Annotated in this window: 13 protein-coding genes; 4 read left to right on the top strand and 9 right to left on the bottom strand. The window is 74.7% G+C overall.

Annotated elements, in window-relative coordinates:
* Positions 1–38: 38 nt before the first annotated feature.
* A complete protein-coding gene (locus AB0E07_RS25980; protein WP_362256787.1) occupies positions 39–2,858 on the bottom strand; it encodes a beta-L-arabinofuranosidase domain-containing protein in 2,820 nt (939 codons plus the stop codon).
* A 219-nt stretch (positions 2,859–3,077) separates the two neighbouring features.
* Entirely contained in the window at positions 3,078–3,554 is a 477-nt protein-coding gene (locus AB0E07_RS25975) for an Lrp/AsnC family transcriptional regulator (RefSeq protein ID WP_362256784.1), read from the bottom strand.
* Between the two features lie 258 nt (positions 3,555–3,812).
* On the opposite strand from AB0E07_RS25975, the gene AB0E07_RS25970 reads away from it, so the two are divergent.
* Complete coding sequence (locus AB0E07_RS25970; RefSeq protein WP_362256781.1) at positions 3,813–5,309, top strand: FUSC family protein; 1,497 nt, start codon at positions 3,813–3,815, stop codon at positions 5,307–5,309.
* An 11-nt stretch (positions 5,310–5,320) separates the two neighbouring features.
* On the opposite strand, the gene AB0E07_RS25965 is transcribed toward AB0E07_RS25970, so the two are convergent.
* On the bottom strand, positions 5,321–6,103 hold the full coding sequence (locus AB0E07_RS25965; protein WP_362256779.1) for a DUF899 family protein: 783 nt from the start codon (positions 6,101–6,103) through the stop codon (positions 5,321–5,323).
* Between the two features lie 187 nt (positions 6,104–6,290).
* On the opposite strand from AB0E07_RS25965, the gene AB0E07_RS25960 reads away from it, so the two are divergent.
* The gene (locus AB0E07_RS25960) at positions 6,291–7,319 is read left to right on the top strand and encodes a lactonase family protein (RefSeq protein ID WP_362256776.1); all 1,029 of its coding nucleotides are present in this window, start codon (positions 6,291–6,293) and stop codon (positions 7,317–7,319) included.
* 112 nt (positions 7,320–7,431) lie between these two features.
* Here the strand turns inward: AB0E07_RS25960 and AB0E07_RS25955 are convergent, their stop codons facing one another.
* From AB0E07_RS25955 to AB0E07_RS25940, 4 genes are all read right to left on the bottom strand, one after another.
* Positions 7,432–8,355 carry a hypothetical protein gene (locus AB0E07_RS25955; protein ID WP_362256773.1) on the bottom strand — a complete coding sequence of 308 codons (924 nt, stop codon included), beginning with the start codon at positions 8,353–8,355 and terminating at the stop codon, positions 7,432–7,434.
* 118 nt (positions 8,356–8,473) lie between these two features.
* On the bottom strand, positions 8,474–9,451 hold the full coding sequence (locus tag AB0E07_RS25950; RefSeq protein ID WP_362256770.1) for a BadF/BadG/BcrA/BcrD ATPase family protein: 978 nt from the start codon (positions 9,449–9,451) through the stop codon (positions 8,474–8,476).
* Entirely contained in the window at positions 9,448–10,125 is a 678-nt protein-coding gene (locus AB0E07_RS25945) for a uracil-DNA glycosylase (protein WP_362256767.1), read from the bottom strand. Before AB0E07_RS25945 ends, AB0E07_RS25950 begins: the two co-directional genes overlap by 4 nt.
* An 82-nt stretch (positions 10,126–10,207) precedes the next feature.
* Positions 10,208–11,293 carry an exo-alpha-sialidase gene (locus AB0E07_RS25940; RefSeq protein WP_362256764.1) on the bottom strand — a complete coding sequence of 362 codons (1,086 nt, stop codon included), beginning with the start codon at positions 11,291–11,293 and terminating at the stop codon, positions 10,208–10,210.
* A 237-nt stretch (positions 11,294–11,530) separates the two neighbouring features.
* Here AB0E07_RS25940 and AB0E07_RS25935 point away from each other — a divergent pair, with 237 nt between their 5' ends.
* Positions 11,531–12,091, top strand: a complete 561-nt coding sequence (locus tag AB0E07_RS25935; protein ID WP_362256761.1) for a hypothetical protein — start codon at positions 11,531–11,533, stop codon at positions 12,089–12,091.
* 94 nt (positions 12,092–12,185) lie between these two features.
* Here AB0E07_RS25935 and AB0E07_RS25930 read toward each other — a convergent pair whose 3' ends face one another.
* Together AB0E07_RS25930 and AB0E07_RS25925 are read right to left on the bottom strand one after the other, a co-directional pair.
* Entirely contained in the window at positions 12,186–14,165 is a 1,980-nt protein-coding gene (locus AB0E07_RS25930; protein WP_362256758.1) for a HEAT repeat domain-containing protein, read from the bottom strand.
* A 92-nt stretch (positions 14,166–14,257) separates the two neighbouring features.
* The gene (locus AB0E07_RS25925) at positions 14,258–15,913 is read right to left on the bottom strand and encodes a DNA alkylation response protein (RefSeq protein WP_362256755.1); all 1,656 of its coding nucleotides are present in this window, start codon (positions 15,911–15,913) and stop codon (positions 14,258–14,260) included.
* Between the two features lie 75 nt (positions 15,914–15,988).
* On the opposite strand from AB0E07_RS25925, the gene AB0E07_RS25920 reads away from it, so the two are divergent.
* Positions 15,989–16,747 carry a PaaX family transcriptional regulator C-terminal domain-containing protein gene (locus AB0E07_RS25920; protein ID WP_362256752.1) on the top strand — a complete coding sequence of 253 codons (759 nt, stop codon included), beginning with the start codon at positions 15,989–15,991 and terminating at the stop codon, positions 16,745–16,747.
* Positions 16,748–16,931: the final 184 nt, after the last annotated feature.

The following is a 16,931-nucleotide window of genomic DNA, read 5'->3' as shown; positions in this document are numbered from 1 at the left end:
GGCCCCGGCCCTGCGCCGGAGCCCGTGCGGGTGAGGGGTCAGCGGGCGTACGTGGCCCGCTGCGCCGTGCTCACCACTGTCCGCCCGTCGGCCGCGCCGAGCAGGCCGGCCCCCACCCAGGCGTCGACGGTGGACCGCACCCGGGCGACCAGCGCGTTCTTGCCGGCGAACGGCGCCCCGGCCCAGATCTCGTCCAGCAGCGTGGTGCCGTCGGACCGCGCCGGATTGGCGATCCCGGAGTCGGAGTTACCGAAGACCACCCGGGGTTCCGCACGCCGGAAGTAGGCGTGCGTCGGATCCTCCGTGCCCTCCGCGAACGGCGCGAACACGGTGGAGCCGAGGGTGAAGTGCAGCGGGTTGCCCGCCATCGGGGTGAGGGACGGCAGCAGATCACCGGAGAGCCCCGCGTTGCCGTAGAGCGCCAGGCGCAGGAGGTCGGTCGAGGGATCGCGGGCGACCAGGTTCACCGGGCCGAGGAAGAGCGTCTGGAGGGTCGGGTCGTCGAGGGCCCGCTCCACCCGAAGCCGGAAGGGCACGGAGATCCGGACCACGTCGCCGCCGCGCCAGGTGCGGGCCACCGTGAAGTAGCCGCCGGGCGTGGCGGTGCCCGCCACGGCGGCGCCGTTGACCGTCACCCGGAACCCCGCCGTCGCCCAGGCCGGCACCCGCAGCCGCAGCTCGAAGGCGGCGCCGGAACCCGCGAAGGTCAGCGTGGTGCCCTGTTCCGCCGGGTACCGGGTGGTCTGGGTGACCGTGAGGCCCTTCTCCGCCCAGGTCAGGGTGGAGGGGCTGAACAGGTTGACGTAGAGGGCGCGGTCGTCGGCCGTCCGGAAGTACACCGAGTCCTGGTACTTCGTGGCGCTCTCCATGCCGGTGCCCTCGCAGCAGGTGGTGCCCTGCTTGGGGGTGTAGTCCCGCACATGGCCGGGGGTGAGCCCGATGAAGTAGGTCACGAGCGGCTTCTCCGCGTCGGCCCGGTCCTGCTTGGAGCCGAGCACCTGGTTGTGCAGCGCCCGCTCGTAGTAGTCCATGTACTTCGGCGCCTGCTCGTGGAAGAACAGCGTCCGGCTCAGCTTCAGCAGGTTGTACGCGCAGCAGGTCTCGGCTGTGGTCGCGCCGATCGTGCCCGCCACGGCGTCCCGCGCCCGCCAGAACTCGCCGGTGCTGGTGCCGCCGATGCCGTACATGCGGTGCGGGACGACCATGTCCCAGAAGTTCCGCGCCGCGGTGAGATAGCGCTCCTCGCCCGTCGCGTCGTACAGCCGGACGTACCCGGTGAAGATCGGGATGTGCTGGTTGGCGTGGAGTCCGTCGAGGACGTCGGTGTTCGCCGCGCAGGCGTCGATGAGCCGGTCCAGGTCGAACAGGCGGGCCAGCGCGAGATGTTCGGCCTTCCCGGTGAGGGTGTGCAGGTCGACGATCGCCTCCACGATGCCGCCGAACTCGCCGCTGGAGAAGATCCCCCACATGCGTTGCAGCGTGGCTCCGGGCAGCTTCGAGAGCCGTGAGTGCATCCAGTCGCCCATCCCGGAGGCGAGGTCGAGCGCCCGCGTGTCGCCGGTGGCGAGGTGGGCGTCCAGCAGCCCGCGCAGAATCTTGTGCGCGGTGTAGTAGGGCGCCCACACCCGGGTGTAGTCCGAACCGGTCATCGACTCCAGCTCGATGAACTGGGTCTCCGGATACGCGGCGAGGAACCCCGGATGGCTCGGGGCTCCCCAGGTGCGCCGCAGGGTGGCCGTCAGCCCCCGCCCCGACTCGTCGGCGAAGGCGGTGCCGCCCGTCTCGTCGAAGGAGTACGACACCAGGTCGCCGCGTCCGGCGGGGCTGTCGGCGGCGCGGTTGTCCCGCAACGCGGCGATCTCGGTGGCGGACAGGGCCCGGGACCACAGGTCGAACGCGTCGAAGGCGCCCGCGAAGACGGGGTCGGCGGGAAAGTTCGAGCGGCCCAGCCAGTTGTTCACGGGAGTGCCGAGCGCGGCCGGGGTGAGGGTCATCGCGGTGTTGCGGGCGACCTCGACGCCGTCGACGTAGAGCACGCCGGTGCCGTCCGCGATCGTCACGGCCAGGTGGCTCCAGCGGTCCAGCGGCAGCGCGGCGGTGCCGTTGAGCCCCTGCTCGGCGCCGGGGCCGCCGGTGGTGATCGCGAACCGGGGGACGCCGTCGGCGTTGCGGGCGGCCAGGTACAGATAGCGCGTGGTGTTGTCGCCGCAGTCGAGGATCCGGGCCCAGTTCCCGGCGTGGGCGGGCCTCACCCAGGCGGAGACGGTCACCGCCGTCGCTCCGCCGAGGACGCCGGCGGGCAGGTCGACGTACTGGTAGGAGCCGCGCGGCTGCTCGGCGGCGGTGCCGAAGCGGCCGGCGGTGGCGCGGACCACCGGGTCCCGGCGCAGGGCCTCGCGCACCTCGGTCAGCGCGTCGGTCATGTGGCGGAGCCGGTCGGTGAAGACCTGCTCGCCGGTGCTCGCCCAGGACTGGGCGAGCATGGTCATGAAGTGACCGGTGTAGTGGCCGCGCAGATTGCCGTTGGCCTCGCCGTCCAGCCCCTCCCAGCCGCCGGGGGCGACGGCGTCCCCGGTGGGCAGACCCGCGTTGGCTCGGAAGACCTGGAGCAGCCGGTTCACGTCGTAGCCGCGGGCGTGGTCCAGCATCAGCTCGCGCTTGTCGGCGAAGACGCCCGGCCCGAGGGCCACCTCGTCGAGCCCGAAGGGCCGCACGGTCCAGGCGGCGGGTGCGGGCAGCGCGGCCGGGGCGGCGGGCACCCCAGGGGCGGCGGCCGCGGTGGGGAGGTGGGCGGCGGTGGCGGCCGCGGTGAGCGCGCCGGCCTGAAGAAGGGATCGTCTGGAGAGGGGCGGTGCCATGGGTGCTCCTCCACGAGTCGACGTCGTAGGCGTAGGCGCATCGACGGGTCGATATGTCGAACGCCGTACGAATGGTCGACCAGACCCTAGGGAAGGGGCGGCTGAGGGTCAACGGGTCGGGAGAGGCCGGTTCGAAAGGGGAGGTTCGTACGCGCGGACCGGTCGGCGCCGTCTCAGCGGACAGGTGGACGCCGTCTCAACGGAGCAGTGCGAACACCATCACTGCCGCGCCGAGCGCCCCACCGACTCCACCAGCGGCAGCAGCCGGTGCGCCACCCGCTCGCGCAGGGCCACCTCGGTCCGGGTCCGCACCACCCCCGGCAGGCTGATCAGCTTCTGGATCACGTCCTCCAGGTGCGCGTTGTCCCGCGCCACCACCCGGGTCAGCAGATCCCCGCCGCCCGTGATCGAGAACGCCTCCACGATCTCCGGTACGGCCGCCAGCGCGTCGCCCACGTCGTCGAGGTGGCCCTGGGTCACCTCGATGTGGACGAACGCGAGCACCGGATGACCGAGGGCGCCCGGCGACAGCGTGGGCCCGGTGCCGGTGATCACGCCGTCCCGCTCCAGCCGGTCGAGCCGCGCCTGGAGGGTGCCGCGGGCGATGCCGAGCACCCGGGCGTACTCGCGCACGCTGGTGCGCGGCTGCTCCAGCAGCAGGCGCAGGATGCGGGTGTCCAGCTCGTCCACGGCCACGGCGACCGGCGCCTCCTCATCCGTCGTGATCTTCGAGAACTGTACCAATGGTCCAGCCCGACGGCACCGGCGTGGGCCGCGGCCCGTGGTCCGTTGGCTCGTCAGCAGCCTGGTCGGGGCCGCGCGGGTTGGGCCAATGGACCAGTGGTCCGGGCATCGCTTGAGCCAGGAGCCGAAGGGATGCTCTCATGGAGCCGTCGATGGCGCTGCGGACCCCGCGGCGCCTTTTTCATGCCGGTTCGAAGGGGCGGGGAGCAGTTGCTGAAGAGGGTGTTCGTGGCGCCGGACCCGGGCCGGACGCGGCTGCGTTTCGCCGCGCGGGCCGTGCTCGGCATCGGCCTCGCGGTCGTGGTGTGCGGGCAGGCCGGTCACTCCCTCCTCGGAGCCGTCACCGGCGGCCTCGCCGCGCTGCTCGCCCTGTTCACCGTCACCGACGCCACCGTCCGCGGCCAGGCCGTCACCACCGCGCTGCTGCCGCTGGTCGGCCTGCCGGTGCTCGCCGCCGCCGCCGAACTCCACGACCAGCCGCTCGCCCGCGACCTCACCTTCCTCGCGGTCGTCGGCGCGGGCGTGTACGCCCGCCGCTGGGGCCCGCGCGGCCACAGCCTCGGTGTCTTCGCGTTCATGACGTACTTCGTGGCGCAGTTCCTCCAGGCGACCCCGAGCCATCTCCCCGAGCTGTACGCCTCCCTGCTGCTCTCCCTCCTCACCGCCTTCGCCGTCCGCTTCGGACTGTGGTGCTACGAGCGCCGCGTCCCCGCCGCCCCCGTGCCCGCCGCACCGGGCGGCACCGGACTGGCGCGGGTGACCACCCGCCAGGCCGTCCAGGCGACCGCGGGGGCCGGCTTCGCCCTCGTGGTGGGGCAGCTGGTCTCGGGGGAGCGCTGGTACTGGGCCGTCGGCGCGACCTGGTGGGTGTTCGTCAACACCACCTCGCGCGGCGAGACCCTGGTCCGCGGCTTCCGGCGGGTCCTCGGCACGGTGCTCGGCATCGGTCTGGGCCTCGTCGTCGCGATCCCGCTGGACGGGGCACTGCTCCCCACCGCCGTGATCCTCGCCGTCTGCGTCTTCGGCATCTTCTACACGGCGGCCGTCTCGTACACCTGGATGATGCTCTGCGTCACCCTCCTCGCCGGTCTCCTCTACGGTCTGCTCGGCGTCCTCGATCCCGCGCTGCTGGCGCTGCGGCTGGCCGAGACCGGGGTGGGGGCGCTGGGTGCCGTGCTCGCCGTGCTGTTCGTGCTGCCCGTGACGACCCACGCCGTCACCGACGCGTGGATCCAGCGGGCCCTGCGCTGCGTCCACGCGGCGACCGCCGAGGCCGCCGCCCGGCTGGCGGGTTCCCCGACCGCCGACCCCGCCTCGCGCGTGGCCGAACTGGAGACCCTGCTCGGCCGGGTCCGGCTGTCGATCGCCCCGCTGGTCCACCCGCTCAACCCGATGCCGGCCCGCAAGCGCCGCGCCCGCCGGGTGCTGGCGCTGCTGGACGACTGCGCCCGCGAGATCCGCGGCCTGGTCGCGGTGGCCGCCGACCCGGTCGCCTCGCACGACGCCCGTCTCGCGGCGGCCTGCTGGCGGGTGGAGGCGGCGGTCGAGGCGCTCACCGGGAACACCGCGGACGAGCCCGCGCGGCCCGCCGAGTCCCCGGCGGCGGCCGAGCCCGCCCTGGCCCACCTGCACGGCCTGGAGCGGGCCCTGGCCGAACTCGCGACGCCCCTGCGGACCCCTTCCGGGTCACCGCTCGTGGGGGCCTGAGCCTCCCTCCGTCAGTGGTGCGGACCGGTCCGGCCGAGCGACTCCTCGGGGGTCGCGCCCGGACGGGTCCACTGGGGAACGGGGCGGCTGGTGGGGGCCCAGGTGGGGGCGCCGTCCACGTCCGTGCGCCAGTACCAGCACGCGTGGCGCCCCTCGGGCCGGCCCTCCGGGTTGTCCTCCCACGCCTCGCCCCGGCCGTTCGGGGTCAGGTCGAGCAGACCGAAGACCGCGTTCGCGACCTCGTTGCCGCGTCCGGTGGTGGAGTAGGTCAGGAAGACCCGGTCGCCGTCGCGCAGGAAGCAGGCGAGGTATCCCATGTCGCCGCCGACCGGACCGGCCACGCCCCGCACCGAGTACCAGGGCTGCGTGTAGCCCATGAACTCCACGAACGCGGCCACCTCCGCCCAGCGCCCCGTGGTCAGCACGGCGAACGACACCCCGCGGGCGTTGAGGTAGACCGAGTCCCTGAGGTTCCAGGCCGCGTTGGTGCAGCCCTCGCACTGGCCCTGGTGCGGCGCGCCGTCGTACCACATGTGCTGGTAGACGAGCAGCTCCTCGCGTCCCTGGAACAGGTCGAGGAACGGCACCGGGCCGTCCGGTCCGACGACCTCCACGGACCTGTCCACCTCCACCATCGGCAGCCGGCGCCGGGCCGCGGCGAGGGCGTCGCCGGCCCGGGTGTGCGCCTTCTCCCGCACCAGGAGTTCGTCCCGCGCGGTCTGCCAGGTGGCCAGGTCGACGACGGGCGGGCGGCCGGGAAGGGCGGCGGCCGGATCGTCGGGCGCGGTCGTCATGAAGTCCTCCGGGGGTGTGTCGGTCCGGGCAGGTGCCGGGTGCTCCTGCGACGGTCACCGGAAGAGACTCCGGACACGGCGGGAACTCATCGACCGGGCGCCCTCCGCTTGGGGCGACGTGGTCTAGACCGCAACTGATCGACTGCTACCGTCGCCTCCGGACGCACCCGACGGAGAGGGGACAGCGGTGGCAGGCAGGGGCAGCAGGAGGGCCTTCATCGGCTCGTTCACGGCGGCCGGCGGCGCGGGCATCGTGGTGGCGGCGGTGGACGCCGACAGCGGGGCGCTGGCCGTCCTCGGCGGCGTGGACGACCTGCCCGATCCCTCCTACCTCGCCCTGGCGCCGGACGGCGGCACGCTCTACGCCGTCAGCGAGACGACCGAGGGCACGGCGGCCGCGTACCGGGTGAACGGCGGCAGGCCGGAGCCCCTGGGCCCGCCCACCCCCGTGGCGGGCCGCGGGCCCACCCACCTCGGTCTCTACGCGGGGCACCTCCTCACCGCCAACTACGGCTCCGGAAGCGTCAGCGCCGTCCCGCTGCGCCCCGACGGCTCGCTGGGGCCCGCCGCGTCGAGCGTCCTCGCGCACACCGGCTCGGGCCCGCACACGCCCCGCCAGCAGGGCCCGCACGCCCACCAGGTGCAGGCCGACCCGAGCGGACGCTGGGCCGTCAGTGTGGATCTCGGCACCGATTCGGTACGGGTGTGCACACTGACCGAGGGCCGCCTCGACCTGCACGGCGAGTACGCGCTGCGCCCCGGCTCCGGCCCCCGGCACCTCGCCTTCCACCCCGACGGCGCCCGCGCCTACGTGCTGAACGAACTCACCCCCACGGTCACCGCCTGTCGCTGGGACGCCGCCGACGGCTCCCTGAAGCCGCTGACGGAGATCCCGGTGCTGCCGGGCGCTCCGGCGGGCGACGCCTATCCGTCGGGCATCGCCGTCTCGCCCGACGGCCGCTTCCTGTGGACCGCCACCCGCGGCGAGGACGTCCTCTCCACGTTCGCCGTCGAGGGCGAGACGCTGCGGCTGCTGGGCACCGTGCCCTGCCGGGGTCACTGGCCGCGCGACCTCACCGAGTCCGGCGGCCGCCTGTACGTCGCCAACGAGCGGTCCGGCGACGTGGCCTGGTTCACGGTGGACCCGGCCTCCGGCCTCCCGCGCCACGGCGGCTCGCTGGAGGTCGCGGCCGCCTCCTGCGTGGTCATCGGCTGAGCGGGACGGGCGCGGCCCGTCCGATGGTGGCGCGCCTTCCGCCCCTGGACGACGAAGGGCCCGCTCCTGCGCGGAGCGGGCCCTTCTCGTCGTGCCGGGGGCGTGCCGGGCCTCAGCGGACCGGCGCGCCCTGCTGCGGCTGCTGGGGGGCGATGCCCAGCGCCGAGGTGTACTTGGCCAGCGCCAGCTTGCCGATGGCCGGGTAGGGGCCCAGCGCCTCGGCGGCGGAGCAGCCCGCCTCCTTGGCCGCCTCCTCGATCAGCGCCGGCTCGATCTCCGGCCCTATCAGGTACGGGGCGAGCGCCAGCTGCTGCGAACCGGAGCCGCGCAGCTGCTCGGCGACGGAGGCGATCGAGCCCTCCTGGTCGAGCGCCGCGGCCATCACCGGCACGGCGAGCCGGGCGGCGAGGAGCATGCCGGTGATACCGGCCGCCTGGACGGCCTCCTCGCCCCCCACGGAGGCCAGGATGATGCCGTCCGCCGCGGTCGCCACCGTGAACAGGCGGGCGCGGTCGGCGCGGGCGAGACCGGCCTCCGACAGGCGCACGTGCAGGGCCTCGGCGAGCAGCGGGTGCGGGCCGAGCGCGTCGGTCAGATCGGCGGCGACACGGCTCTCCATGACCGCCTGGCGGATCTGGCGCAGCAGGGCGCTGTCCGGGCCGGCCAGCAGCGGCACGACGACGGCCACCGGGCCGTCGGGCTCCTTGGCCTCCACGCCGGCGGCGACGGCCTGCTCGTAGCGTGCGGTGCGCTCCTGGGCGGTGTGCGCGAGCACGGACTGCAGCGTGGGGAACTCGGAGTCGTCCCCGTCGAGGTACCCGATCCGGGCGTCGAGGCCGGGCAGCTCGGAGCGGGCGATGCTCACGACCTCCTCGGCGAGGCTGCGGGTGGCGGCGCCCGGTGTGCCCGGAACCGCGAGAACCAGCGCGGGCGCGCCCTCGGGGGCGGCCAGGGGCTCGGGACGGCGGTGCCGACCGGGCTGACGGGGTCGCGGCATTCGTACGGGCAGGCCGGCGGGCCCAGTGGGGGAGCTCATGGCGCCGCATGTTACTGGCTTCCGGGGTTCCCCTGTTCGGGGAGGGTGCAGGTGAGCGGTATCCGTCCGGTTTTGTCTGATGAGTTACGCGCGTTGCGGACCCGGGCGGCCCGGCCGATCAGACTCCCATGCTGGTCACCACGGTGAGCAGCGCACTGTCACTCGGCAGGGCGATGTCCCCCGACGCCAGTTCGGTGGCGATCCGCACCGCTCCCAGCAGGGGGTCTCCGTCGGCGCGCACCCGGCGCGCGTGCGGCAGCCGCTCGGCCAACTCCTCCTCCAGGGGGACGAGGAGCGCGTCCCCCGTCTTGAGCAGTCCTCCGGTGAGTGCCACCCGGGGTGCGCCGTCGGGCGGGCAGACCGCCGCCGCGGATTCCGCCATGTGCCGTGCCGCCGCACGGCAGATGGCCCCGGCGACCGGGTCCTGCCCGGCGAGGGCGGCGACGTCCGGGGCGAAGGAGGCGAGGACGGCGGGCCGGTCCGGCCGCGGGTACAGCTGCCCGGGCAGCCCGGACACCGGGCCGAACGCCTTCTCGGCGCGGGCGAGCAGGGCGGCCGATCCGCCGGGCCGTCCGTCGTGCGCGCGCAGCGCCGCCTCCAGACCGGCCCGGCCGATCCAGGCCCCGCCGCCGCAGTCGCCGAGCAGATGGCCCCAGCCGTCCGCGCGGCGCCAGCTCGTCAGATCGGTGCCGATGGCGACGAGGCCCGTGCCGGCCGCCACGACGGCGCCGGGACCGGTGCCGAGGGCGCCGACGTAGGCGGTGACCGCGTCGGCGGCCAGCGCGACCCTGCCGAGGCCGAACTCCCGCTCCAGCGCGGCCGGCAGCTCCGCCCGCAGGGCGTCACCCAGCGTGGCGAGCCCGGCGGCGCCGACGGCACCCGCGGTCAACGCGCCAATGCCGGTCTCAGCCGTCAACTCGCGGACCATCGGCACCAGTTGACGCATCAGATGTCCGGGGTCGATACCGCCCGCCCCGGTGCGCACCGGCTCGCGGGACTCCCGCTGCCCCAGCACCCCCCGCTCGGCGGTGCCGACCACCACGCGCAGTCCGGAACCGCCCGAGTCGACGGCGAGGAGCCCGCGCTCGCCGGTCACGGCAGGCGCCAGTCCACCGGCTGGCCGCCTTGGCCGATGAGCAGGTCGTTGGCCCTGCTGAAGGGGCGCGAGCCGAAGAAGCCGCGGTCGGCCGACATCGGGGAGGGGTGTGCCGACTCCACCGAGGGCAGCGAGCCCAGCAGCGGGCGCAGATTGCGGGCGTCGCGGCCCCACAGGATGGACACCAGCGGCTTGCCGCGCGCGGCGAGCGCCCGGATGGCCTGTTCGGTGACCTCCTCCCAGCCCTTGCCGCGGTGGGCGGCCGGCTTGCGCGGGGCGGTGGTGAGCGCCCGGTTGAGCAGCAGGACGCCCTGCCGCGTCCAGGGCGTGAGATCGCCGTTGGACGGCTGCGGCAGCCCGAGGTCGGTGTGCAGCTCGCGGTAGATGTTGATCAGGCTGCCGGGCAGCGGACGCACCTCGGGCGCGACCGAGAACGACAGGCCCACCGCGTGTCCGGGGGTCGGATAGGGGTCCTGTCCGACGATCAGGACGCGTACTTCGTCGAACGGCTGCTGGAAGGCGCGCAGTACGTGCGCGCCGGCGGGGAGGTAGGTGCGTCCCGCGGCTATCTCCGCGCGCAGGAAGTCGCCCATCTCGGCGATCCGTCCGGCGACCGGTGCGAGGGCCTCGGCCCAGCCCGGTTCGACGATCTCATGCAAGGGTCGTGGTGCCACGGGCGTCACACTACTGCCGTACACGGCACGGAGATCAACCGGTGGCCGAGGCCGCGGCGCGACCCGGGCGACCCGGTGCGGTTCATCCGACCACCGCGGCGCGCACGCACAGCACGTCCGGCAGATGCGAGGCCAACTGCCGCCAGGTGTCGCCGTCGTCGGCGGAGGCGTACACCTCGCCGTTGCGGTTGCCGAAGTACACCCCGGCGGGGTCGGCGTCGTCGGTGCACAGGGCGTCGCGCAGCACCGTGCCGTAGTGGTCGCCCTGCGGGAGCCCCGAGGAGAGCGGCTCCCAGGTCCTTCCGGCGTCCCCCGTGCGGAACACACGGCAACGCCGGTCGGCGGGCACCCGGTCGGCGTCGGCGTTGATGGGGAAGACGTACGCCGTGTCACCGCGGTGCGGGTGGGCGGCCGCCGCGAAGCCGAACGTGGACGGCAGGCCCTCGCCGATGTCCGTCCAGGTGGCCCCCGCGTCGTCGCTGCGGTACACGCCCCAGTGGTTCTGCAGGTACATCCGGTCTGGGTCCGCCGCATCACGGGCCACCTTGTGCACGCACTGGCCGAACTCGGGGTCGGGGTCGGGCAGGAACACCGCGGAGACACCGGAGTTGGACGGGGCCCAGCTCGCGCCGCCGTCCGTGGTGCGGAAGACGCCGGCCGTCGACACGGCGACGGTGACCGACCGGGGGTCGCGCGCGTCGGTGAGCACCGTGTGCAGGCCCTCCCCGCCGCCGCCGGGCACCCACTGGGAGCGGGTCGGGTGCTCCCACAGCGGGCGGACCAGTTCGAAGGTCTCCCCGCGGTCCTCCGAGCGGTACAGCGCGGCCGGTTCGGTGCCCGCGTAGATCACGTCAGGCTCGGCCGCCGCCGGGTGCAGCTGCCACACCCGCTCCAGCGAAGCCCCCGTGTCCTTGGGGAACTTGACGGCCGGCCGGGCCGGCTCGGTCCAGCTGCGGCCCAGGTCGTCGGAGTGGAAGACGGACGGGCCCCAGTGCGCGCTGTCGCCGCCGGCCAGCAGCCGCGGACGCCCGCCCCGGGTGTCTACGGCGACCGAGTACACGGCCTGCGCGTTGAAGTACGGGCTCTCGTCGAACTCCCAGTCACCACCTCGCCTCCGCCCGATGAAAAGGCCCTTGCGGGTGCCCACTGCGAGCAGTACCTCGGTCATGCCGATCACCTCCGCGACGTCTCTGTCCCAGACACCGGCCAGTCTGCACCCCGCCACTGACAGTCACCTCTGGAAGCCGCTCCGCCGCAGGTCAGGACGGCCGGGGCGGCCCGATGTCCACCGGTCGCGGGCCGTCCGCCCGCCGGGAACCCGCGGCGGCCGTGAGCAACGGCCGCCCGTCCGTCGTATGGGAGGGCGGTCCGGCTGTTCGGCGTGCTCATGAGGAGGAACCCGGCGATGGCGGTGCGAGGTCCGAGGGTGTGGCTGTGGCGCTGGCGACGCAATCCCCTCAAGCGCCGTGCCGACGCGATGGAGACCTGGGTGCTCGTGGCGGCCTGGGCGCTGACCGTCCTTGTGGGCGTGGCCGTCGGACTGGCGACCGCGCGATCCGTGGAGCGGGCCCTGGCCCGTGAGCGCGCCGAGTGGCGTCCCGTACAGGCCAGGCTCACGGATCAGGAGCCCCCGGCGGGGGACGGGAACCAGTGGGCGCGGGTGCGGTGGACGGCCCCCGACGGCTCCTCCCGCACCGGGCAGGCCCGGGTGGACCCGGACCGCGTGGCCGGGGCGACGGTCACCGTCTGGACGGATCCGGCCGGCCGCCTGGTCACCCGGCCCGCCACCGCCACCCAGGCACGCCTGCGCGCGGGCCTCACCGGCGGCCTGGTGGGGATGGGCGCGGCGACGGTGCCCTTCGTGACCGGCCGGACGCTGCGCGACCGCATGGAACAGCGCCGCATCGACCGGTGGGACACCGAGTGGGCCCGCGTCGGCCCCCTGTGGGGCAGCACGACGGGCTGAGCCGCCCCACACGGACGGGCTGAGCCGCCCCACACGGACGACCCCGCCCTCCCGTGACACCGCTCCTTCCGGGGGGAAGCGACCCGCCGCGGCCCTAGGACTCGCCAAGCACCTCCCGGCACAGGTCCAGCAACTCCTCGTCGTGGGCGATGTCATGGCTGGCGTAGCCGTCGGAGGTGGCCGTGTGGCGCTTCGGCGCCGCGAGTTCGGCCGCCACCAGGTCCCGCAGGGGCGCGGCGGCCGGCCCCATCGCGCGCAGCCACCCGGCCAGGGGCCGGCGCAGCCGGGGGCCGCCCTCCCAGACCGGGCGCAGTACGGCGTGGCAGGCGTCCGTGTCGCCGTCGATCCGCCACCTCGCGTACGCCGCCGTGGCCCGGCGCCCCGGGGGTCCCGCGGCCTCCGCCACGCGGCGCAGTGCCGGGAGCGCGTCGTGGGCCCGCGGCCCCAGCCGGCCCAGCGCCCCCACGGCCGTCTCCCACTGGCGGGCCTCGGGGGCCGTCAACGCGCCGAGCAGGACGGGCAGTACGGCGGAGGCGTCCCGCTCGACCGACCACAGGGCCGCCGCCGCCGCGACCGCGTGCGGCGAGTCCAGCAGGCCCCGCAGGACCGGGACGGCCTCTGCGGACCGCCATGAGCCGAGGGCCCGGGCCGCCTGCTCCACGAGCAGGTCCCGGCCGGGGGCACCGGCGCCCCTCAGCAGCCGCAGTGTCTCCGCCGCCGCATCGGAGTCCCCGGCCGCCACGAGCGCCCGCAGCAGGGGGATCGCCCGCGCCGGGGTGCCGGGGGCGTCGAGCGCGAGGGATCCGAGGCGGCGGCGCAGCGCCGGGGCCAGGGGGAGGGCGGCCGCGCCCAGTCCGGCGACCTCATGGCCGAGGTCGTGCGGTACCACGGCCCCGGCGAGCACCTCGCCCAGGACCGGCAGGGCCCGCGCGTCCCCGCAGCGGACCAGTGCGGTGAGCGGATCGCCGAGGCTCGGCGCGCCGTGCTCCCACTGCCGCACCCACAGCTCGGGGCGGGCGGTCACCAGGGCGTGCAGTCCGTCGGCCGCCGGGGCCGCCAGCGCGAACAGCGGCTTGAGCGCGGACACCGCCGCCTCCCGCAACCGGTCGTCGTCCTCGCCCAGTTGAGCCCCGATCAGCGCCACCGGCCGGCGGTAGTCGGCGCGCCAGGTACGGAACAACCCGCTGGACATCCACACCGCGTTGCACCGGTCCGCCCGGTCCGGGCTGCTCAACTGCCCCACCAGCAGGGCGATCCGGTCGGTCACCCGGGAGTCCAGCGCCTGGTGCAGGGTGCGCAGCAGCTGCGAGCCGGCCTCGTCCGAGGGCCGTAGTCTGCGCAGCCGTCCGACGAGCGTGTCGGTGTGCCCGCCCGCGCACGCCACCGGCGGCCGGTCCCGCCGCTCGGACCGCTCCTGGAGCAGCCGCACGGCGGTGGGCACGAGGTCGGCCGGTATCCGGTCGGGCGCGCAGGCGGCCAGTTGGCCGAGGGCCGCCAGCCGCAGCTCCGGCCCGTAGGGCGGGGTGCTCTGCGCCATCAGGAGGTCCACCGCGGCGTCGGCGTGCGCGGGGTGCCTCCGGGTGTACAGGCCGAGGCTCTCGGTGAGCGCGAGAAGGACCCGGTCGTCCCGCTCCACCGTGATCCGCTCCCGTAACAGGTCCAGCACGCGGGCCGGTTCGTCCAGGAACCGCACGAGCGCGCCGGGAGCGGTCCGGCGCACCCCCACGTCCCGGTCCCCGGTGAGCCGGCCGAACAGCTCGGCGCCCGCCCGCACCGCGGCCGGGGCGTCACCCGCGCCCGCCTCACCGCCGATGCTGACGAGGAGTTCCACCACGGCGCCGCGGTCCGGCAGTTCCTCGGCCGCCGCCAGCGTGAACAGGAACGGCACGCAGGCGAGCGTCGAGTCGTACACGTCGCCCTGGTGGTGCACGGCGCCGTACAGTCCGTCGAGCGAGGACTCGCGTTCGGCGGGATCCGCCGAGGCCAGACCTCTCAGCAGGCCGGGCACGTCCTCGGCACTGCCGTACGCATGTCGCATCGAGGCCCAGTCGACCTCGTCGATCCCCGTGAACACCTGATCCTCCCCAGAGAGCGCCACCTGCTTCGGAGTCTGCACCACGGCACCGACAACGGGGAGGAATCAGCGGGTAACTGTGTGCGATCCGGTCACGGGGAGTCCGGTAGCGCACGGTTCAGGACGGCGCCGAGGTCCGCGCCGTCGGGCAGGGTGCCGAAGGCGTGCCCCCAGTCGCCGCCGAGACGGCTCGCGCAGAAGGCGTCGGCCACCGCCGGCGGGGCGTGCCGGACCAGCAGGGACGCCTGGAGCGCCATGGCCATCAGCTCCACCAGCCGTCGTGCGCCGGCCTCGGAGGCCGTGGTGAACATGGACTTCAGCCGGGACACGGCCGCGTCCAGCCGGGCGTCCGCGCCCCGGGCCAGGGCGAGTTCGTCGAACAGCGCCTGAGCGGCGGCCGGTTCCTTCCCGAGGGCCCGCAGCACGTCGAGCGCGTTGACGTTCCCCGAGCCCTCCCAGATCGACAGCAGAGGGGCCTCGCGGTAGTGGCGGGGCATGCCCGACTCCTCCACGTAGCCGTTGCCGCCGAGGCACTCCAGCGCCTCCGCCGTGAACGCCGGGCCGCGCTTGGTCACCCAGTACTTGCCGACCGCGGTGGCGATCCGGCGGAACGCCGCCTCCCCGGCGTCCCCGCGCACCGCCCGGTCGGCCGCGCCCGCCAGCCGCAGGGTGAGCGTGGTGGCGGCCTCCGACTCCAGCGCCAGGTCGGCCAGAACGTTGCGCATCAGCGGCTGGTCGACCAGCCGCGCCCCGAACGCGCTGCGGTGGCGGGCGTGATGGCCGGCCTCGACGAGGGTCTTGCGCATCAGCGCCGCCGACATCATCACGCAGTCCAGCCGGGTGCAGTTGACCATCTCGATGATGGTCTTCACACCCCGGCCCTCGGGCCCGACCAGCCAGGCCACGGTCCCGTCGAACTCCGGCTCGCAGGAGGCGTTGGAGCGGTTGCCGAGCTTCTCCTTCAGGCGCTGGACGCGGAAGGCGTTGCGGGTGCCGTCGGGGAGGATCCTCGGCACCAGGAAGCAGGAGAGCCCGCCCGGCGCCTGTGCCAGCACGAGGAAGACGTCGCACATGGGCGCCGAGGTGAACCACTTGTGGCCGCGCAGGGTGTACACACCGGGCTCGGCGCTGGGCGTGGCCACGGTGGTGTTGGTCCGGACGTCGGAGCCGCCCTGCTTCTCGGTCATCCCCATGCCCGCGAGCAGCCCCCGCTTCTCGGTCGGCACGCGCAGCCCGGGGTCGTACTCCCTGCTGGTCAGCAGGGGTTCGTAGATCTTGGCCAGCTCGGGCTGGGCGCGCAGGGCGGGCACGGCCGCGTACGTCATCGACGTCGGGCAGCCGTGTCCCGCGTCGGTGTGCCCCCACACCAGCCCGCGCGCCGAACGGGCCACATGGGCGCCCGCCCGGTCCTCCGCCCAGGGCGCCGCCGCCAGGCCCTCGGAGACCGCGACCCGCATCAGGTCGTGCCAGCTCGGGTGGAACTCGACCTCGTCGATCCGCCGCCCGTACCGGTCGTGCGTCCGCAGCTCCGGCTCGTGCCGGTTCGCCTGCTCGCTCCACTCCTGGGCGGCCGCGCCCCCCGCGGTACGGCCCAGCCACCGGATGTCGTCCTCGGCCCATCCGGCGCCCTCCCGGCGCAGCCCTTCGAGCAGGGCGGTGTCCTCGGAGGCGTCGTAGGGGGCGAGGAAGGGCGGCTGGTTGGTGACGTCGTGCGTGGCGTAGGGCGCGTACCCGGGTGTCTGGACCATACGGCGAGTGTTGCACTTCCGCTGCGACCGCAGCAATGGTGCAACATCAAGATCGGCGCCGTACAGTACGTGCCCATGCGGACGAATCAGACGGCGGAGGCGGGGGAGCCCGTTCTGCGCCCGCTGTCCGCGCGCTCGGTCGTGCTGAGCCTGCTGCTGGGCAGCGATCCGCCGGAACTGCCGGTCAGGGACCTCGTGCGGGGTGTGGAGCCCTTCGGGGTGGGCGGGTCCACCGTGCGGGCCGCGCTCAGCCGCATGGTCGCCGCCGGTGATCTGCATCGGGCGGACACCGTCTACCGGCTCAGCGACCGGCTGCTGGAACGCCGGCGCCGCCAGGACGAGGCGGTGCGTCCCCGCACGCGCGCGTGGGACGGCGACTGGGAGATGGCCGTGATCACCGCGACGGGCCGAGGCCCCGCGGAGCGGGCCGAACTGCGCGCCCGGCTGGCCGCCCTGCGGCTGGCCGAAGTCCGTGAGGGCGTCTGGCTGCGCCCGGCCAACCTCGCCCGCCCGCTCCCGGCGGACCTCGGCCCGGTGGCCCAGCACTGGACCGCGCGTCCGGCCACCCCCGCACGTGAACTGGCGGGCACCCTGTGGCCGTTGGACGACTGGGCCCGGACGGCGCGGACCCTGTTGGCCCGGATCGGCGAGGCGGACGGCCCGGCGGACCGGTTCACCGTGTTCGCCGCCGCCGTGCGCCATCTGCTGGCCGATCCGGTTCTCCCGCCCGCGCTGCTGCCCGCCGACTGGCCGGGCGCGTCGCTGCGGGCCGCGTACGCCGGCTACCGGCGCGAGATGACCGATCAGGTACGCGCGCGTGCCGGCCGGGAATGACGCGGAGGCCGTACGAAGCGCCGTGCGGGGACGCTTCGTACGGCCGATCTCACCACCGCGGGGTCCGTGGGGTCCGCCCCACGGCAGGACCTAGATGAGTGAGTCCGATGTGTGTGCTGGTCGCGACCATGGCGAAGGGCGCCCGTTGGTCAGTGTGTGAAGACAAACCTGGACGCCCTTCTGG

The sequence above is a fragment of the Streptomyces sp. NPDC048002 genome (genome assembly GCF_040653275.1).
Taxonomy (GTDB): domain Bacteria; phylum Actinomycetota; class Actinomycetes; order Streptomycetales; family Streptomycetaceae; genus Streptomyces.
This window is presented reverse-complemented; position numbering and strand designations above follow the sequence as displayed.